At 64.7% G+C, this 16,872-nt stretch carries 14 protein-coding genes; 13 read left to right on the forward strand and 1 reads right to left on the reverse strand.

Going from position 1 to position 16,872, the window contains the following annotated elements:
- Positions 1–40 precede the first annotated feature (40 nt).
- From BLT66_RS24605 to BLT66_RS24665, 13 genes are all read left to right on the forward strand, one after another.
- Positions 41–727, forward strand: a complete 687-nt coding sequence (locus BLT66_RS24605) for a response regulator transcription factor (RefSeq protein ID WP_092762277.1) — start codon at positions 41–43, stop codon at positions 725–727.
- Positions 724–1,761 carry a sensor histidine kinase gene (locus BLT66_RS24610; RefSeq protein ID WP_092762279.1) on the forward strand — a complete coding sequence of 346 codons (1,038 nt, stop codon included), beginning with the start codon at positions 724–726 and terminating at the stop codon, positions 1,759–1,761. Before BLT66_RS24605 ends, BLT66_RS24610 begins: the two co-directional genes overlap by 4 nt.
- On the forward strand, positions 1,754–2,818 hold the full coding sequence (locus tag BLT66_RS24615; protein WP_176955161.1) for an ABC transporter ATP-binding protein: 1,065 nt from the start codon (positions 1,754–1,756) through the stop codon (positions 2,816–2,818). Before BLT66_RS24610 ends, BLT66_RS24615 begins: the two co-directional genes overlap by 8 nt.
- Positions 2,819–2,949: 131 nt before the next feature.
- Positions 2,950–3,927 (forward strand): ABC transporter substrate-binding protein, encoded by a 978-nt coding sequence (locus tag BLT66_RS24620; RefSeq protein WP_092762404.1) that lies wholly within the window; start codon positions 2,950–2,952, stop codon positions 3,925–3,927.
- A gap of 81 nt (positions 3,928–4,008) precedes the next feature.
- A complete protein-coding gene (locus BLT66_RS24625) occupies positions 4,009–6,213 on the forward strand; it encodes an ABC transporter permease (protein WP_092762283.1) in 2,205 nt (734 codons plus the stop codon).
- A 60-nt stretch (positions 6,214–6,273) separates the two neighbouring features.
- On the forward strand, positions 6,274–7,320 hold the full coding sequence (locus BLT66_RS24630) for an ABC transporter ATP-binding protein (RefSeq protein ID WP_092762285.1): 1,047 nt from the start codon (positions 6,274–6,276) through the stop codon (positions 7,318–7,320).
- Positions 7,321–7,345: 25 nt separating this feature from the next.
- A complete protein-coding gene (phnD, locus tag BLT66_RS24635) occupies positions 7,346–8,350 on the forward strand; it encodes a phosphate/phosphite/phosphonate ABC transporter substrate-binding protein (protein WP_092762287.1) in 1,005 nt (334 codons plus the stop codon).
- 27 nt (positions 8,351–8,377) lie between these two features.
- Positions 8,378–9,994: a methyl-accepting chemotaxis protein gene (locus BLT66_RS27455; RefSeq protein ID WP_092762289.1), complete on the forward strand. Its 1,617-nt coding sequence runs from the start codon at positions 8,378–8,380 to the stop codon at positions 9,992–9,994.
- Between the two features lie 54 nt (positions 9,995–10,048).
- Positions 10,049–11,572: a methyl-accepting chemotaxis protein gene (locus tag BLT66_RS24645; protein WP_092762291.1), complete on the forward strand. Its 1,524-nt coding sequence runs from the start codon at positions 10,049–10,051 to the stop codon at positions 11,570–11,572.
- Between the two features lie 268 nt (positions 11,573–11,840).
- The gene (locus BLT66_RS24650; RefSeq protein WP_092762293.1) at positions 11,841–12,455 is read left to right on the forward strand and encodes a paraquat-inducible protein A; all 615 of its coding nucleotides are present in this window, start codon (positions 11,841–11,843) and stop codon (positions 12,453–12,455) included.
- Positions 12,452–13,129, forward strand: a complete 678-nt coding sequence (locus BLT66_RS24655) for a paraquat-inducible protein A (protein ID WP_092762295.1) — start codon at positions 12,452–12,454, stop codon at positions 13,127–13,129. Before BLT66_RS24650 ends, BLT66_RS24655 begins: the two co-directional genes overlap by 4 nt.
- Complete coding sequence (locus BLT66_RS24660; protein ID WP_092762297.1) at positions 13,107–14,765, forward strand: PqiB family protein; 1,659 nt, start codon at positions 13,107–13,109, stop codon at positions 14,763–14,765. Before BLT66_RS24655 ends, BLT66_RS24660 begins: the two co-directional genes overlap by 23 nt.
- Entirely contained in the window at positions 14,762–15,373 is a 612-nt protein-coding gene (locus BLT66_RS24665) for a PqiC family protein (RefSeq protein ID WP_092762299.1), read from the forward strand. Before BLT66_RS24660 ends, BLT66_RS24665 begins: the two co-directional genes overlap by 4 nt.
- Before the next feature lie 65 nt (positions 15,374–15,438).
- Here BLT66_RS24665 and BLT66_RS24670 read toward each other — a convergent pair whose 3' ends face one another.
- Complete coding sequence (locus tag BLT66_RS24670; RefSeq protein WP_176955163.1) at positions 15,439–16,656, reverse strand: MFS transporter; 1,218 nt, start codon at positions 16,654–16,656, stop codon at positions 15,439–15,441.
- Between the last annotated feature and the right edge of the window lie 216 nt (positions 16,657–16,872).

Consider the following 16,872-nt stretch of genomic DNA (forward strand, 5'->3'; position numbering starts at 1 on the left):
CTCTGTGGCTGCCCCCCGTACGGGCCGGCATGATGCAGGCATGAATATTCTGTTGGTGGAAGACGATCTGAACCTGGTGGATGCGCTGAGCCGCATGCTGGTGGCGCGCGGGTTCCAGGTGGTTTGCTGCGCCGATGGCATCGAGGCCTTGGTGATGCTGCGGCAGCGCCAGTTTGATGCGGCCCTGCTGGATTTGACCCTGCCCGGCCTGGATGGCCTGGAGGTGCTGCAGCGCCTGCGCGACGAAGGCTCGCGCCTGCCGGTGCTGGTGATGACCGCCCGCACTGCAGTGGAAGACCGGGTACTGGGCCTAAACTCCGGCGCCGACGACTACCTGAGCAAGCCCTTCGACGTGGAAGAGCTGGTGGCCCGCTTGAAGGCGCTGGTGCGCCGCAGCCTGGGCGTGGAAGACTTCCGCTGCGGGGCGCTGCGCCTGGATCTGGACAAGGGCCGTGTCTTCCGCGGTGCGCTGCCGCTAGAGATGCCGGGGCGCGAGCTGGCCCTGCTCAAGGCCTTGATGCTGCACCCCGGCCAGGCCGTGGCCAAGGAAAACCTGCACCAGACCGTGTTTGGCGACGAAGGCCAGGCCGGCTCGGACGCCATCGAGGTGCTGGTGCACCGCCTGCGCAAACGCATCCAGGGCTCGGGCGCCAGCCTGGTCACCCTGCGCGGCGTCGGCTACTACCTGATGGACGATGCACTGGCCGACAAGCAGGACGCACCATGAGCGCGGGTGCACCCCGATCCTGGCGGCGCCTGGCCGCCGTCCGGCCCTGGAAGGTCGGCCGCTCCATCCGCTGGTTTGTCTTCGCCTGGGCTGTCGGCTTGCTGCTGGCATTGGATGCGCTCCACAGCCTGTGGCCGCTGGACCTGTCCGCCGGGGAATGGTGGGCCTTGAAAACGCTGCTGTTTGCCGGCGCGCTGTGGTGGGTATTGCGCCAGGCCTTCCAGCCGGTGCTGCTGCTGGGCCAAGACCTGGCCGACCGCAAGCCCGATGACCTGCGCCCGGTGCCGAACCAGCAGCCCGCCGAACTGGCGCTGCTGACCACCGCGGTGAATGGCCTGATGCAGCAGCAACAGGCCTCGCTGGACCAGCAGAAGAAATTTCTGGCCGACGCCTCGCACCAGCTGCGCACGCCGTTTGCGGTGCTGCGCACCCAGCTGCAGGGCGTGATGTCCGGGCAGCTGGAAACCCGCGACACCCTGCCCAAGATGTTGGCCACCGTGGACCGGTCCAGCGCATTGGTACGCCAGCTGCTGGCCATGGCCAAGGTGGAGCAGCTGGTGCGCCGCGCACACTGGACCGAAGTCGACCTGATGGCCGTGGCCCGCGACGTGGTGCTGGAATTTGCGCCGCTGCTGGCCCGCAAGAAGCTGGACTTCGCGCTGCAGGCAATTCCGGTGCGGCTGCTCACCGACCCCTGGCTGCTGGGGGAAATGGTGCGCAACCTGCTGTCGAATGCCATCCACCACACCCCCAAGGGCGGTGCGCTGGGCCTGGTGATACGGGTGCTGCCCAGCGGCACCGAGCTGCTGGTGTGGGACAACGGTGGCGGCATGGACGAGGCCGTGCAATCCCGCCTGTTCGAGCCCTTCCAGTCTTCGTCTGGCGCCACCGGCGTGGGCTTAGGGCTGTCGATCTGCCGGCAAATCGCGGTGTCCATGGATGCCACGGTGGACTTGTTCAACCGCGTGCAGCAAGACCGCATCGTTGGCGTGGACGCGGTGGTCCGCTGGCCGCAGGAGTTGTCGCATGGCTAGCGCGGTGCAGTTCGAGGCGGTGCACAAGGTGTTTCCCAACGGCGTGCGGGCCTTGAACAATGTGCAGCTGCGCATTCCGCCAGGGCAGCTGACGACCCTGCTCGGGCCGTCCGGCTGCGGCAAAACCACCTTGCTGCGCATGGTGGCCGGGCTGGAGCAGCCAACCACTGGCCGGATCCAGATCGGCGGCGTCGACGTGACCGATATGGACGCCACGCAGCGCCCGATCAGCATGGTGTTCCAGAGCTATGCCTTGTTCCCGCACCTGAACGTGCTGGACAACGTGGGCTACGGCCTGCGCATGCAGAACCTGCCGGCGCAGGAGTGCGACCACCATGCGATGGCGGCGCTCACGGCCGTCGGTTTGGAGGCCAGCGCCACCCGCAATACCGCCATGCTGTCCGGCGGCCAGCAGCAACGCGTGGCCCTGGCCCGAGCCCTGGCCTTGCGGCCCCAGGTTCTGTTGCTGGACGAGCCACTGTCCAACCTGGATGCAGGCCTGCGCCGCCACATCCGCGAGGACATCCGCGCGCTGCAGCAAAGCCTGGGGTTGACCGTGGTCTACGTCACGCATGACCACAACGAGGCCATGGCGGTGAGCGACAACGTGGTGGTCATGCGCGATGGCCAAATCATGCAGATAGGCACGCCGCAACAGGTGTATGCGACGCCGCACTGCGAGTTCGTGGCGGCCTTCATGGGCGACGCCGTGATGTTCGATGCCGAGGCCGATGCGGCCGGCACGGTGCATCTAGGCCCGCTGCGTGTAGGCGCAGGGCTGACGCGGCGCCAAGGCAAGGTGCGCCTGGTGGTGCGGCCGCACGCCTGGCGGCTGGAGCCGGCCAGCGGCACCGGACTGGCCGGCAGAGTGCTGTCGCGCGCCTTCCTGGGCCGCAATACCGAATACCAGGTACTTACAGCACTGGGCACTCTGCTGGTGCTGGTGCAAGGCGAAGGCCAGCCGCGCCAGGTGGACTCGCCCGTCAGCGTACAGCTGGACACCCTGGGGGTCAGCGTGGTCATGCCGTCGGGCTCCGAGGCTAGCAACGACCCGTGACGCCAGCCCCTTGGAGTTCACAGCTTCTACAGATTCCCTATTTTTCAAACGGACCCACGGGGTCCATATTCCAGGAGACCAGAGTGAAAAAGAACCGCTTCCTCATTGCCCCCTTGTTGCTTGCCTTGGGCATGCCCGCCTTCGCGCAGGACGGCGGCGAAGTCAACGTGATTTGCTCCGCCCAGGCAGACTGGTGTAATTTGATCCAGATCACTTTTGCCAAAACCCGCGGCATCAAGGTCAACATGACCCTCAAAGGCTCGGGCGAGGCCTTGGCGCAAATCACCGCTGAGCGCGCCAACCCCAAAACCGACCTCTGGTTTGGCGGCACAGGCGATCCGCATCTGCTGGCAGCCGAACAGAACCTGACCCTGGAATACAAATCTGCCACCCTACCCCAGCTGCATGTCTGGGCGCAAAAACAAGCCGAACAGGCTGGCTACAAGACGGTGGGCGTGTACTCGGGCCCACTGGGCTTTGGCTACAACACCGAGTTGCTGGCCAAGAAGAAGCTGCCCATCCCCAAGGTCTGGGCCGATCTGCTGAAGCCCGAGTACAAGGGCGAGATCCAGGTATCCGACCCGCGCGCCAGCGGCACGGCCTACACCATGATTGCCACGCTGGTACAGCTCATGGGTGAAGACAAGGCATTTGAGTACCTGGCGGCGCTGCACAAGAACGTCAGCACCTACCCGCGCTCCGGCGTTGGCCCGATCAAGGCGGTGGCGCGTGGCGAGGCTGCCGTGTCGATCAGCTTTGTGCACGATGCGCCAGGCGAAAAAGCCCAGGGCTTCCCGGTAGAGGCCATCACGCCGGCGGACGGCACAGGCGCCGAGATCGGCTCCATGTCGCTCATCAAAGGCGCGCGCAATCTAGACAACGCCAAGAAGCTCTACGAATGGGCCTTGACACCAGGCGCACAGCAGTTCGGCGTGACCGCCAAACAGTTCCAGCTGCCGTCCAACAAGAGCACGCCGCTGGACCCGCGCATCCCTGATTTCAAAAAAATCAAGCTGATCGACTACGACTACGCCAAGTACGGCCAGGCAGCCGTGCGGCGCCAACTGATCCTGAACTGGGAACGCAAGGTCTTCAACCAGGCCAAGTAAGCCCGTATCGGCGAGCCCCGCGCGGGGGCCGCCGATACAGCCCTGCAGCGCAGCCTATCCATCTCCACCGAGTTCCCTTCTATGCCAGTCCAATTTACAGAACGAACCCAGCGTGCGATATACGCATGGGTCCTCATAGGCTTCGCCGCCTATCTCGCCTTGCCGTGGTACTTCCTGCAAAGCGGCTCGCTGCTTTCGGCCATGTCCAAACTGTTTTCCGAGCAGGTGTCGGCCAATGGTGTGACGCAAGCCGCCGTGCATGGCCGCGCCTGGCTCTGGACAGGCATGGCCGGCCTGCTGATCGCAGGGCTGGGCGCCTTGTTGCCCGCCGGCCGACGCCAGGGTGGCGTGCTGGTTGCCGGTGCGCTGGTCGGCTTGCTGGGAATCGGGGTCAGCGGCTTCACCATCGGCGCCACCGGTTGGTCGTATGAATGGCTGAATGCCGCGCTGGGTGCGCTACCGCAAGGGCAATTTGGCATCGGCTGGGGCGGCTTCGTGGTGCTGGTCTGCCTGGTGATGCTGCTGGGCTCGGGCATTGCGCGGCTCGGCTACTTCCGCGGCGATGTGTTTGTGGCGGCCACCGTGGTGGGTTGCGCGGCACTGCTGTGCTTGTTCGTGGTGTTTCCGGTGGCCAAATCCCTGGCCGCGGCCTTCTATACCGAAGACGGTAACTTTGCCATCGCTGCCGTGTGGAACCGCATTGGCACCGAACGGGTATGGGGCCTGGGCTGCCTGCGCTCCGGCGTGCATTGCGGCGTTGCCTGGAATACCTTGTACCTGGCCTTGCTGACGGCGGCCGGCACCACGGTGCTGGGCACCATGATTGCCCTGATCTCCGAACGCGGCTCGGACAAACGCATCCAGAAGCCGCTGAGCGCGCTGGCCATGCTGCCCATCATCACGCCACCCTTTGTGGTTGGTCTGGGGCTGATACTGTTGTTTGGCCGGGCGGGCATCATTAACCAGTTGCTGGAGTCGTGGTTTGGCATCGTCCCTTCGCGCTGGTTCTACGGCGTGTTCGGTGTATGGCTGGCCCAGCTATTCGCCTTCACCCCGATTGCCTACATGATCATGCGCGGGGTGGTGCAGGGCATCAGCCCGTCGCTGGAAGAAGCCGCGCAGACCCTGCGGGCCAGCCGCATGAAGACCTTTACCACCGTGACCCTGCCGCTGCTGGCGCCGGGCCTGGCCAATGCCTTCCTGGTGGGCTTTATTGAGAGCATTGCCGACTTCGGCAACCCCATCCTGCTGGGTGGCGACTACGCGGTGCTGTCCACCGACATCTTCTTTGCCATCGTCGGCGCCTCGCTGGACCAGGGCATGGCGGCTGCATTGGCCCTGGTGCTGACGGTTTTTGCGCTGACTGTGTTTTTCGTCCAACGGCGCATTCTGGGCAGCACCAGCTTCACCACGGTATCGGGCAAAGGCGATGCGGGCGTGCCCATGGAATTGCCCACCCTGGTGCGCCGCGTTTGCACCTGGGTGGCCGGCCCCTGGCTGGCCTTTACGGTGGTGGTCTACCTGTTCGCCTTCGCGGGCGGCTTCGTCAAGATCTGGGGGCGCGACTACAGCCTGACCCTGATGCATTTCAAGACCGCGTTCGACGTGCAGATGGGCGAGCATGGCCTGGTCTGGGCGGGCACGGCCTGGAGTTCGCTGTTCACCACCATCACGCTGGCCGCCATTGCAGCGCCCATCTGCGCCAGCATCGGCTTGCTGATCGCCTGGCTGATGGCCCGCACCGAATTCCGCGGCAAGGGCTTGTTTGAGTTCTCTGCGCTGCTGACCTTTGCGATCCCCGGCACGGTACTGGGTGTCAGCTACATCCTGGCCTTCAATGTGCCGCCGGTCGAGCTCACCGGTACCGGCCTGGTGATCGTGCTGTGCTTTGTGTTCCGCAACCTGCCTGTCGGCGTGCGGGCCGGCACCGCGTCCTTCAAGCAGCTGGACAAGTCGCTGGACGAAGCCTCGGTGATGCTGCGGGCCAGCAGCATGACGACCCTGCGCAGGGTGGTACTGCCGCTGCTCAAGCCAGCCCTGGTGGCCGCGCTGGTCTACAGCTTTGTGCGCTCCATGACCACCGTGTCGGCGGTCATTTTCCTGGTCACGGCCGAGTACGAACTGGCCACCACCTACATCATTGGCCGGGTCGGCAATGGCGACTACGGGGTCGCGCTGGCCTACTGCACGGTACTGATTCTGCTGATGTCCCTGGTCACGGCCCTGATCCAATTTTTTGTCGGCGAACGCAAGCTGGGCCGCCGCGCAGTGGGCGCCAACAAGTAGCCCATGGCTGCAGCGTCCGCACCACCCCCTACCCACCCAACACACCAAGGAATATTCCAAATGACCCAAGCAGGCATTGAATTCAAGAACGTAGGCAAACGTTATGGCGGCGAGCGCTCGCCGCTGGTCGTCAAAGGCATCAGCTTCACGGTGCCCAAGGGCAGCTTGACCACGATTCTGGGCCCCTCCGGCTGCGGCAAAACCACCACGCTGCGCATGATCGCCGGCCTGGAAACGCCGAGCTCGGGCCAGATCCTGATCGACGGCCGTGACGTGACCCACCTGGGCCCGGCCGAGCGCAACGTCAGCATGGTGTTCCAAAGCTATGCGCTGTTCCCACACATGAGCGTGCTGGAAAACGTGAGCTACGGCCTGAGCGTCAGCGGCGTCAAGGCTGCCGAAATCCTGGAGCGCGCACACGCCGCCATGTCCGCTGTGGGCCTGAATGGCTACGACGAGCGCCTGCCCAGCGAGCTATCGGGCGGACAGCAGCAGCGGGTGGCGGTAGCCCGGGCCCTGGTGCTCGAACCCTCGGTACTGCTGTTTGACGAGCCTTTATCCAACCTGGACGCCCGGCTGCGCCGCTCCATGCGCGAAGAAATCCGCGGGCTGCAGCAGCGCCTGGGCCTGACCGTGGCCTATGTGACCCACGACCAGAGCGAAGCCCTGGCGGTCAGCGACCAGATCATCGTGATGGACCAGGGCCTGGTCGCGCAAGCCGGTACGCCCTCGGATCTGTACGAGCGCCCCTGCAGCGAATTTGTGGCCGGCTTCATGGGCGAGGCGATGTTGTTTCCAGGCCAGGCATTGGCCGACGGCAGCATACAGGTGGGCACGCTGCGCCTGAAAGCCCTGCACCCGGTCCAACCCGGCCCCATCAAGGCGGCCATCCGGCCCGAGGCCTGGACGGTAGGCAAGCCGAGCGACGGCGGACTGGCCGGCGTGATCGCCAAGAAAGCCTATCTGGGCAGCATCTACGAGCTGACGGTGGATACCGGCCTGGGACCGATTTTTGTGGTGTCGTCCGACGTTGCCACCGATTGGAAACTGGGCGACGCCGTGTCCTTGAACCTGCCCAGCCGCGGTATCTCGGTCGTTCCCGCCTGACGGCGCAGCTACCCGTCTGCTGAACATGCACCATCCACGTCGGCACATCATTGCGGGTCTGGCGGCTGTCTGTATGGGCCTGCCGGCACCCGCCCAAGCACAGGCCAAGACAGGCCATTCCGCCTTGGTATTTGGTCTGATCTCGCCCCGGGCCCCGGACGAAACCCGGGCCAACTGGGAGCCATTCGTGAAGCGCCTGGGCCTGGCCGTGGCGCAAGCGGTGGAGCTCAGGGTTTACACAAACCAGGGCGACATCGTCAAGGCATTTTCTGCCGGGGAAATAGACATCGCCTGGATGGGCAATGTCCCGGCCCTGGATGTGGTGGAAAGTGGAGCGGGCGAAATATTTGCCCAAATGGTCGCACAGGATGGCAGCGTGGGCTACAAATCCATTCTGGTCGCGCAGAGCGGGGCAGCGGTTGCATCTCTCGACCAGGTACTGCAGCAGGCCAAAAGCCTGCGTTTCAGCGACGGCGACCCCAAAAGCACCTCTGGCTACTTGGTGCCGCTGTACTTCGCGTTCCATAAAAGCGGCATCAACAACACAAAAACAATTTTCCAGTCGGTGGAGGTCGGCAGCCACCAGCAAAACCTGACCAAGCTGGCCCAGGGCACCGTGGATGTCGCCACGGCCAACAACGAAGAGCTGGCCTTTTTTCAACGCGACTTTCCCGACATGGCGCGCAAGCTCAAGGTCGTATGGGAGTCGCCGCTGATACCGCAATCCCCTCTGCTATGGAAAACCAGCCTGCCACCAGAGCTGAAGAAAAACATTCAGAAATTTGTGACCGGCTTTGGTGCCGGCAAGCCCGAAGAGCAGCGCATTCTGTTGGCCGTCAATGGCTTGTCGCGGTTCAGGCCATCTAGCAATCGGCAACTCGTGCCGATTGCCGATCTGGAAATGTTCAAGACCCGCCAAGCCATTGATAACGACAAAACACAGTCTGCCAATGACCGACAGCAACGAATCAATGCAGCGATAGAACGCGGCTCCCGTCTGGAGCTCCGTCTCAAGCGTATCAGCCCCTAAGTGCCCTGCCAACCAGCGAAGACTTCCATGCCATCTACCTCCAGATCTTCCTCCTCCATTGCGCGCCGCCTGGGCCTGGGCTTCGGCACCGTGCTGGCGCTTCTCCTGACGGTCGCCGTGGTCAGCGGGCTCGGCCTGCGCAGCATGGCCAGCCAGCTGGAACAGATCACCGAAGTGAACGCCAGCAAGATCCGGCTGGCCCGGAACCTGATGGGCAACATCAATGAACTGGCGCTGCACGTCCGCAATGTCACCTTGTTCACCGACATGCAGAAGATCGATGCCGAAGTCAAACAGGTCGCCGAAGCCCAGTCGCGCTATGCACAGACCCAGTCGCGCCTGGTCGCCGCCATGGCCACAGACGAAGAGAAGGCCGCCCTGCAGGAGATCGTAAAAACCAGTCTGCGGGCCCTGCCCTCCATCGACCAGGCGGTCGCGCAGGGCAGCAGCGGTGACAGCACGGCAGCGGTCAGCACCCTGACCGGCAAGATGCAGGAAGAAGAAGCCCAGTGGCGTCAAAAAGTAGCGCTGCTGGTGGATTTGCAGGACCAGCTGTCGCTGGATGCATCGACCCTGGCCAAAACCCAGCAGCGCAATACGCTGGCCACCATGCTGGTGCTGGTCGTGGTGTCGCTGGCGCTGGGCGGCCTGATTTCCTGGCGCATCACGCGCAGCGTCACCGCACCGGTGCAACGCGCCATGGTGGTGGCCGAGCGGATTGCCGACTGCGATCTGACATCGGCGGTGGAAGTACACGCCACCGACGAAACCGGCCGGCTGCTGGAGGCCATCCGCACCATGCAGGACCGCATGAAATCCCTGGTCGGCGAGATCTCGCAATCGGCCGAATCGATACAAACGGCCAGCGCAGAAGTGGCCATGGGTACCCAGGATTTGAGCCTGCGCACCGAGCACACCTCCAGCAATTTGCAGCAAGCCGCGTCCTCCATGGCCGAGCTGACCGACACGGTGCGCCAGAGTGTGGATGCGGCGCACAACGCCCACCAGTTGGCCACTTCGGCGGCGGGCCTGGCCGCCCGCGGTGGCGCCGTGGTGCTGCGCGTGGTATCCACCATGGAAGACATCAACACCAGCTCGCGCAAGATTTCCGACATCACCAGCGTGATTGACGGCATCGCGTTCCAAACCAATATCCTGGCGCTGAATGCCGCAGTCGAAGCGGCCCGTGCTGGCGAGCAAGGGCGGGGCTTTGCGGTTGTCGCCAGCGAAGTGCGCAGTCTTGCCGGGCGGGCCGCCGAAGCAGCCCGGGAAATCAAGGGCCTGATCGCTGCCTCGGTCGACAAGGTACAGGCCGGCACCACCCTGGTGGGCGACGCCGGGCACGCGATGCAAGACATCGTGGACTCGGTGCAAAAGGTGGCCAACATCATTGGTGAAATTTCCGCCTCGTCCACCGCGCAGTCCGACGGCATTGAAAGAGTCAACGGAGCGGTGGCCCAGCTCGACCAGATGACGCAGCAGAACGCGGCACTGGTAGAGCAGTCCGCCGCTGCCGCCGAGTCGCTGAAAGAACAGGCCGGCAATCTGACGCGGATGGTCGGCTTGTTCAAGCTGGACAGCGTGACCAGGGCAACGTCGACCACTCGGCCGAACCCGCACGTGGATACGCTTTTAATTCAATAAGGCGTGCACCACAGCAGTAGTCACTTCTTCAATAGCTAACCTGACAAGCCCCCCATGAAACTCAAGACCCGAATTCTTTGGCTGTGTGCAGCCACCCTGCTGGGACTGGTTGTGCTATCGGCCGTGGCCTTGACCACGCTGTACCAATCGATGATGAAGGAGCGCAAGGCGCAGCTCACCAACCTGGTGGTATTGGCCCATGCCGCCGCGCAAAAATCCTACGAGAAGGAAAAGAGCGGCGCCCTTTCGCGAGAGGCCGCGATCAAGGAAGCCTCCCAGACCATTGGCAGTTTCGTGGACAAAGACAAGTATTTTTTTGTGCGCGGCTATTCGCACGATGTCTCCTTGGTCCACCCCAACCCCAAGCGCGTGGGCATCGTCAACGAAAAGGGCAGCAAGGAATCGGGAGACCGTTACCGCGCATCGATGCAGGGTAAGACCGTCGGCACGGTCATTCAACCGGGTACGCGCCCCGGGGTCAAGGAGCCGGTAGACAAGCTGTACGCCGTCATCCATTTCGAACCCTGGGACTGGATCATCGGGTTTGGTGACTACGTGGACGACATTGAGGATGCCTTCTGGCGCAATACGGCCATCCTGCTGTCCATCGGCGCGGTGCTGATGCTCATCATTGCCCTGATGGCCTGGCAGATGCTGCGCACGCTGGTGCAACAGCTCGGTGGCGAGCCCCAGTACGCGGCAGACGTGGTGACCCAGATCGCCGAGGGCAACCTAGCGGTAGAGGTGCATACCCTGCCCAGCGACCAGACCAGCATCCTGCATGCCATCCATGCCATGCGCGACAAGCTGGCCCATCTGGTGCGCCAGGTACGCGACAGCACCGAGTCGATCAACACCGCCTCAGCCGAGATCGCGGCCGGCAATAGCGACCTGTCCGGCCGCACCGAGTCGCAGGCCAGCGCGCTCGAGGAAACGGCGGCCTCCATGGAGCAATTGACCGCCACCGTACAACAGAACGCCGCCAACGCCCGCCGGGCCGACGAGCTGGCGCGCTCCGCCTCCGACATGGCTGTGCGCGGCGGTGACGTAGTCCAGCAGGTGGTGAGCACCATGGGCTCCATCGACCAGTCCTCGCGCAAGATCGTGGACATCATCAGCGTCATCGACGGCATCGCCTTCCAGACCAACATCCTGGCGCTGAATGCCGCCGTAGAGGCTGCCCGGGCGGGCGAGCAAGGCCGCGGCTTTGCCGTGGTGGCCAGCGAAGTGCGCAGCCTGGCCCAGCGCAGCGCAGCCGCTGCCAAGGAGATCAAGGGCTTGATCGACGACTCCGTGGCCAAGGTGGGCGTGGGCACCCAGCTGGTGGAACAGGCCGGCTCCACCATGCGCGAGGTGGTCAACGGCGTAAAGAGCGTCACCACCATGGTGGCCGAAATCAGTGCCGCCAGCGCCGAGCAAAGTGCCGGCATCGCCCAGGTGAACCAGGCGATATCGCAGATGGACCAGGGTACGCAGCAGAACGCCGCGCTGGTCGAAGAGGCCCTGGCCGCAGCCCAGTCGCTGAGCCAGCAGGCCGTGGCGCTGTCGCAGACCGTGGGACAGTTCCGCGTGGCCTAGATGGGAAACACCTGCTGGTTAGGGTTGTCTGTTTCGGGGTGCAGCAAAAGCGCCTGATTGCGGCGCGGGCCGAACAGCATGCCGATGCCGCTAGTGCGCATTTGGCGTTCATCATGTCTTTACGAAGACGGCGTTGAATAGAGCGAAGACGGTCGTCGCAGTTGCCCAACGGCTTGGTAAGGGAATACACCCGGCCGCCCCAGGAAAACGACTAAAGTACCGGTCTTGATCGCACACCACCTACGCCCGCCCTTTGAGCACCTCTGCCATGCAGCAAGTCCCCCACGTCGTCATTTGTGAAGGCTGCGACGCCGTGTACCACAAGACGGTTCTGGGCCGCGGCCAGGTAGCGCGCTGCCCGCGCTGCGGCACCGAGCTGGAGCGCTACACAGGCCGGGCGCAGCAGCGCATTCTGCCGATGGTGGTGGCGGGCTTGCTGATGTTTGCGGTGGCCAATCTGTTCCCCATCGTCGCCATCTCACTCGGCGGCCAGTACAGCGAGGTCACGCTGGCCGGCGCCGTGCAGGCGCTGAGCCAGGAGGGCATGGCCGAAGTCGCGCTACTGGTGCTGGCCACCACCCTGCTGTTTCCGCTGGCGCAGCTGCTGATCCTGCTCTATCTACTGGTGCCGCTGCCGCGCCAGCGCCGCCCGCTGGGCTTTGCCTGGCTGGTGCGCATACTGCAGTCGCTACTGCCCTGGGGCATGGTCGAGGTGTTCCTGCTGGGCGTGCTGGTGGCCATCATCAAGCTCACCAGCTCGGCCGAGGTGATCATCGGCCCGGCGCTGGGCGCGTTTGTGGCGCTGACCGTGCTGTTGACCGTGATCCTGTCGTTCCAGCCACGCAACTTCTGGCACATGGCGTTTGCCGAGTCCACGGAATGACCGGCACGGCCACCGCCACCTCCCTGGGCCTGGTCGGCTGCCACCACTGCGGTGCGGCCTGGCAAGGTGCGGCCGACGGCCAGGCCTGCGGCGTTTGCGGCACGCCGCTGCACCGGCGCAAAACCGACAGTCTGAACCGCACCTGGGCACTGCTGGCGGCGGCCTACCTGATGTACCTGCCGGCCAATCTGCTGCCTGTGATGATCACCAGCAACCTGCTCAATACCAAGGTGGACACCATCCTCAGCGGTGTTATCTACTTCTGGGTCACCGGTGCCTGGGGCCTGGCCGCCATCGTGTTTGTGGCCAGCTTTCTGGTGCCGCTGTTCAAGCTGGGCGCGCTGACCACCCTGGTCTGGATGGCCCAGCGGCGCAGCCCGCGCTTCCGCGAAGACCGTGCCCGGCTGTACCGCATGGTCGAGCTGATCGGCCGCTGGTCCATGCTCGACGTGTTCGTGGTGTCCTTGCTGGCCGGCCTGGTGCGTATCCAGGGCTTTGCCGAAATCACCGCCGGCGTAGGCATTGCCGCTTTCGCCGCAGTCGTGGTGCTGACCATGCTGGCCTCTTTGAGCTTCGACCCGCGCCTGACCTGGGACGATGCCCCAGCACCTGCGCCGGCCCACCCCTTACCACCTGTGCACAATCCACCGCATGAGCCAAGACCCCTTGCCTAATCCGCCCGCAGCGTCCGACCTGCCCACGCCCAGCATCGAAAAGAAGCGCAGCTGGCTGCCCTCGCTGATCTGGATCGTCCCCATCGTGGCGGCACTGGTCGGCGTGACCCTGGTGGTCAAGACCGTACTCGGCCGTGGCCCGACCATCGAGATCAGCTTCAGCACCGCCGAAGGCCTGGTGGCCGGCAAAACCAAGGTCAAGTACAAGGAGGTGGAGATCGGCTCAGTCACCGCCATCACCCTGGCCGAGGACCGTTCCCACATCGTGGCCACGGTGCAGCTGCAAAAAGAAGCCAAGAGCTTCATCGCCGACGACACCCGCTTCTGGGTGATTCGCCCGCGCCTGGAGGCCGCTGGCGTCAGCGGACTCGGCACCCTGCTGTCGGGCGCCTACATCCGGGCCGATGCCGGCGTGTCCGAAGACACCACCCACAAATTCGTCGGCCTGGAAGCCCCGCCCATCGTCACCCGTGACACCTCGGGCCGGCAGTTCGTGCTGCACGCCGGCAATATCGGCTCGCTCGACGTCGGCTCGCCGCTGTACTTTCGCCGCATCAAGGTCGGCCAGGTGGCCGCCTATGCGCTCGACCCCGACGGCAAGGGCGTGACGCTACGGGTCTTTGTCAACACGCCGTACGAGAAGTTTGTCGGCGCCAATACCCGCTTCTGGCATGCCAGCGGCGTCGACGTGGAGGCCAGCGCCAGCGGCTTCAAGGTGCGCACCCAGTCGCTGGCCACCATGGTGATGGGCGGCATCGCCATGCAAGCGCCCGACGATGCCCCCGGCGCCGAAGCGGCCGAGAACGCCAGCTTCAAGCTCGCCGAAGACGAAACCACCGCGCTGAAAGCGCCGGATGGCCCGTCGCAAACCCTGTTGCTGAACTTCAACCAGTCGCTGCGCGGCCTGGCGCCCGGTGCGGCGGTGGACTTCCGCGGCGTGGTGATTGGCGAGGTCAAATCCATAGGCGTGGAATTCGACCGCGTGGAACGGCGCTTCAATATGCCGGTGCTGATCGAGGTCTACCCGGCCCGCCTGGGCCGGAACTTCGACAGCGAACAATCCGACCCGGTCGCCACCCAGCAGCGGCGGCTGCAGCAGCTCATCAACCGCGGCCTGCGGGCCCAGCTGCGCACCGGCAACCTGCTCAGCGGCCAGCTGTATGTGGCACTGGACTTCTTCCCGAAAGCGCCGCCGATCGAGCTGAAAAAGATCAGCGATCCGGTCGAGCTGCCCACCGTTCCCAACGGCCTGGACGAATTGCAAACCCAGGTCTCCGAGATCCTGGGCAAGATCAACAAGGTGCCGTTCGAACAGCTGAGCACCGACCTGCGCAAGACCCTGGCCACGCTGGACACCACGCTGACCAGCGCCGAGCAGCTGGTCAAGAAGCTGAACAACGATGTCGCGCCCGAAATGACGGCCGCCATGCGCGACGTGCGCAAGACCATCAACACTGCCAACGAGACGCTGAATACGGCCGGGCGCACCCTGTCCGAAGACGCGCCGCTGCAACAAGACCTGCGCCAGACGCTGCGCGAGGTGAACCGCGCCGCCGCGTCCATCAAGGTGCTGACCGACTACCTGGAGCGCCACCCCGAATCGCTGCTGCGTGGCAAACCCGAGGAAAAGAAATGAGCCTGTTCCGCCCTACCCTCGCCCTGCTGGCCGCCTCTGCCCTAGCCGGCTGCGGCACCACACCCGCAGTGCGCTACTACAGCCTGAGCACGGCCACCGCCGCTACGGCAACCACAACGGCGCCCACGGCCAAGCCGCTGTTGATCGAAGTACCGCCGCTGGCCCTGCCCGAACGCCTGGTACGGCCGCAGCTGGTGGTGCGCACCGCCGCCAACCAGGTCGATGTGCTGGAGCTGCACCGCTGGACCGCCCCCTTCGACTCCGAGCTGCGCGACGCGCTGGCCAGCAGCATTGCGGCCCGGCTGGGCGCGGTCGATGTGTCGGGCGGCGGGCGCCTGGCCGGCCAGCCGGTGTACCGCGTGGCGGTACAGCTGCGCCAATGGGAGGCGGTGGACAACAGCCGGGTGGAAGCCAGCTTCAGCTGGACCATCCGCCGCTCCGACGAAGCCCGCAATCTGGCCTGCCAGTGGAGCCAGTCCGTGCCCGTGGGTGCTGGCATCGCCGCGCTGGCCCAGGGTGCCCAGCAGCTCACGGCCCAGGCCGCACAGCGCATGGCCGCCAGCGTCAGTGCGCTGGATGCCGACGCCGCCGCCCAGTGCCCAGCCTGATTGCTATTATTTTAATAGCTGCTTGCGCTAGTGAAATAAGCGCCAGCGGCCTTTTTCTTATAAATTTAAGCCTGGGGTTGCAGCTGGGCCGGGGCCGCGAAACCGACGATCCGCCAGACCACGCCGGTGAACGCCAGCACCACCAGCAGCATGCTGGCATAGGCCCAGTGCAGGCCTACCAGGTCCGACAGGCTGCCCACCACCACGCCCGCCAGCTGCGAGCCCACGCTGTAGCCAATCATCAGCAGAGCCGACAGCTTGGACGCCTGCGCCGGCATGTCGTCGATCATGATGGCCAGCAGCACCGGGAACACCACGCCCACGCCGACGCCAAACAAAAAGTTGCCCAGCCCGGCCACCACCCAGCCACCCTGGCCGGCCAGCGCCACGTTCATCGCCATGCCGGCCAAGGCCAGCAGGTTCAGCCGCCAGAGCTTTTGCCGCAGCGGCCAGCGGCTGTGCCAGAAAGCCTGCCACAGCCGCGCGGCGATCATGCCGGCGACGAAAAATTCCAGCCCGATGCGGGCCGCATTCGGGCTCAGGTGCTGGGCGTTGATGCCGAAGCTGACATACCAAAAATTCTGCCCCCATTCCAGAAAGCCGCTGAGCACCCCGCCCAGCACGGCCCAGAACACCACCGGCCGGCGCAGTAGCTGCACATAGCCCATGGACGGACCACCGGCCTCGGCATGGTGGATCGGCGCCAAGTTCACAAAGTGCCGGCGCGGCCAGAAGGCCACCAGCACGGTCAACAGCGGCAGCAGGTACACGGCGTACGGCATGCGCCAGCTAGTGCTGAACTGCTGCACGCCAATCACCGCCATCGGCGCCACCAGATTGCCCAGGCTGAACGCCAGGTCAACCATGCTGAGCATGCGCGCACGCAGCTCGGCCTGCGGGCTGATGTTCGCCAGAATGCTGTGCGCCAGGGTGAACAGCGCGGTCTCGCACAGCGCCACCAGGAAGAAGCCGGCCAGCAAAGTGCCGAAGTTGGGCGACAGCACGATCAGGCTGATCGCCAGCAGCGCCGCCGCGGTATAGCTGAGGAACAGCGGCCGGGGTGCGTAGCGCTGCGCCATGCGCCCGCCCTGTAGTGCGCCGAGCACACCGCCGGCCGACCAGACCATCATCAGCACGCCGAGCTGCTGGTAGTTGTCCAGCTCCTCGCGCAGCTCGGGGGTTACCGCCCCCAGGATGGCGGCAAAAACCCCGGCGCACAGCGCGGTGTAGATCACCACCCAGGCCAGGTACGGAATACGCGCAATAAAGTCTTTGAGTTTCACGGGAGGGTTGACGCAAGCAAAGCCTCGGCTAGCGCGTCGACACGCCCGGCCATTGGCAAAAATAGGGATAAGAAGGGGCAACAACGGGAGGCAGCCGGCCAGGCACATCCGGTTACACAGATGTGTGGCGCGTGAAGTATTGTCTCGCGCCCAGAGGGCGGACGCTGGCCGCGGAACGAATGGCAGGGACGCGGTGTCAACCATATTGGCGATAGC

Origin of the sequence: Rhodoferax sp. OV413 (assembly GCF_900104385.1) — a bacterium.
Lineage (GTDB): Bacteria > Pseudomonadota > Gammaproteobacteria > Burkholderiales > Burkholderiaceae_C > Rhodoferax_B.

Excerpts from the sequence above, each read along its gene's own strand:
- BLT66_RS24650 (WP_092762293.1), top strand. The coding sequence starts at position 11,841 with ATGCAGCAAGTCCCCCACGTCGTCATTTGTGAAGGCTGCGACGCCGTG.
- BLT66_RS24620 (WP_092762404.1), top strand. The coding sequence starts at position 2,950 with ATGCCCGCCTTCGCGCAGGACGGCGGCGAAGTCAACGTGATTTGCTCC.
- BLT66_RS24605 (WP_092762277.1), top strand. The coding sequence starts at position 41 with ATGAATATTCTGTTGGTGGAAGACGATCTGAACCTGGTGGATGCGCTG.
- BLT66_RS27455 (WP_092762289.1), top strand. The coding sequence starts at position 8,378 with ATGCCATCTACCTCCAGATCTTCCTCCTCCATTGCGCGCCGCCTGGGC.
- BLT66_RS24615 (WP_176955161.1), top strand. The coding sequence starts at position 1,754 with ATGGCTAGCGCGGTGCAGTTCGAGGCGGTGCACAAGGTGTTTCCCAAC.
- BLT66_RS24630 (WP_092762285.1), top strand. The coding sequence starts at position 6,274 with ATGACCCAAGCAGGCATTGAATTCAAGAACGTAGGCAAACGTTATGGC.
- phnD (WP_092762287.1), top strand. The coding sequence starts at position 7,346 with ATGCACCATCCACGTCGGCACATCATTGCGGGTCTGGCGGCTGTCTGT.
- BLT66_RS24645 (WP_092762291.1), top strand. The coding sequence starts at position 10,049 with ATGAAACTCAAGACCCGAATTCTTTGGCTGTGTGCAGCCACCCTGCTG.
- BLT66_RS24655 (WP_092762295.1), top strand. The coding sequence starts at position 12,452 with ATGACCGGCACGGCCACCGCCACCTCCCTGGGCCTGGTCGGCTGCCAC.
- BLT66_RS24660 (WP_092762297.1), top strand. The coding sequence starts at position 13,107 with ATGAGCCAAGACCCCTTGCCTAATCCGCCCGCAGCGTCCGACCTGCCC.
- BLT66_RS24610 (WP_092762279.1), top strand. The coding sequence starts at position 724 with ATGAGCGCGGGTGCACCCCGATCCTGGCGGCGCCTGGCCGCCGTCCGG.
- BLT66_RS24625 (WP_092762283.1), top strand. The coding sequence starts at position 4,009 with ATGCCAGTCCAATTTACAGAACGAACCCAGCGTGCGATATACGCATGG.
- BLT66_RS24665 (WP_092762299.1), top strand. The coding sequence starts at position 14,762 with ATGAGCCTGTTCCGCCCTACCCTCGCCCTGCTGGCCGCCTCTGCCCTA.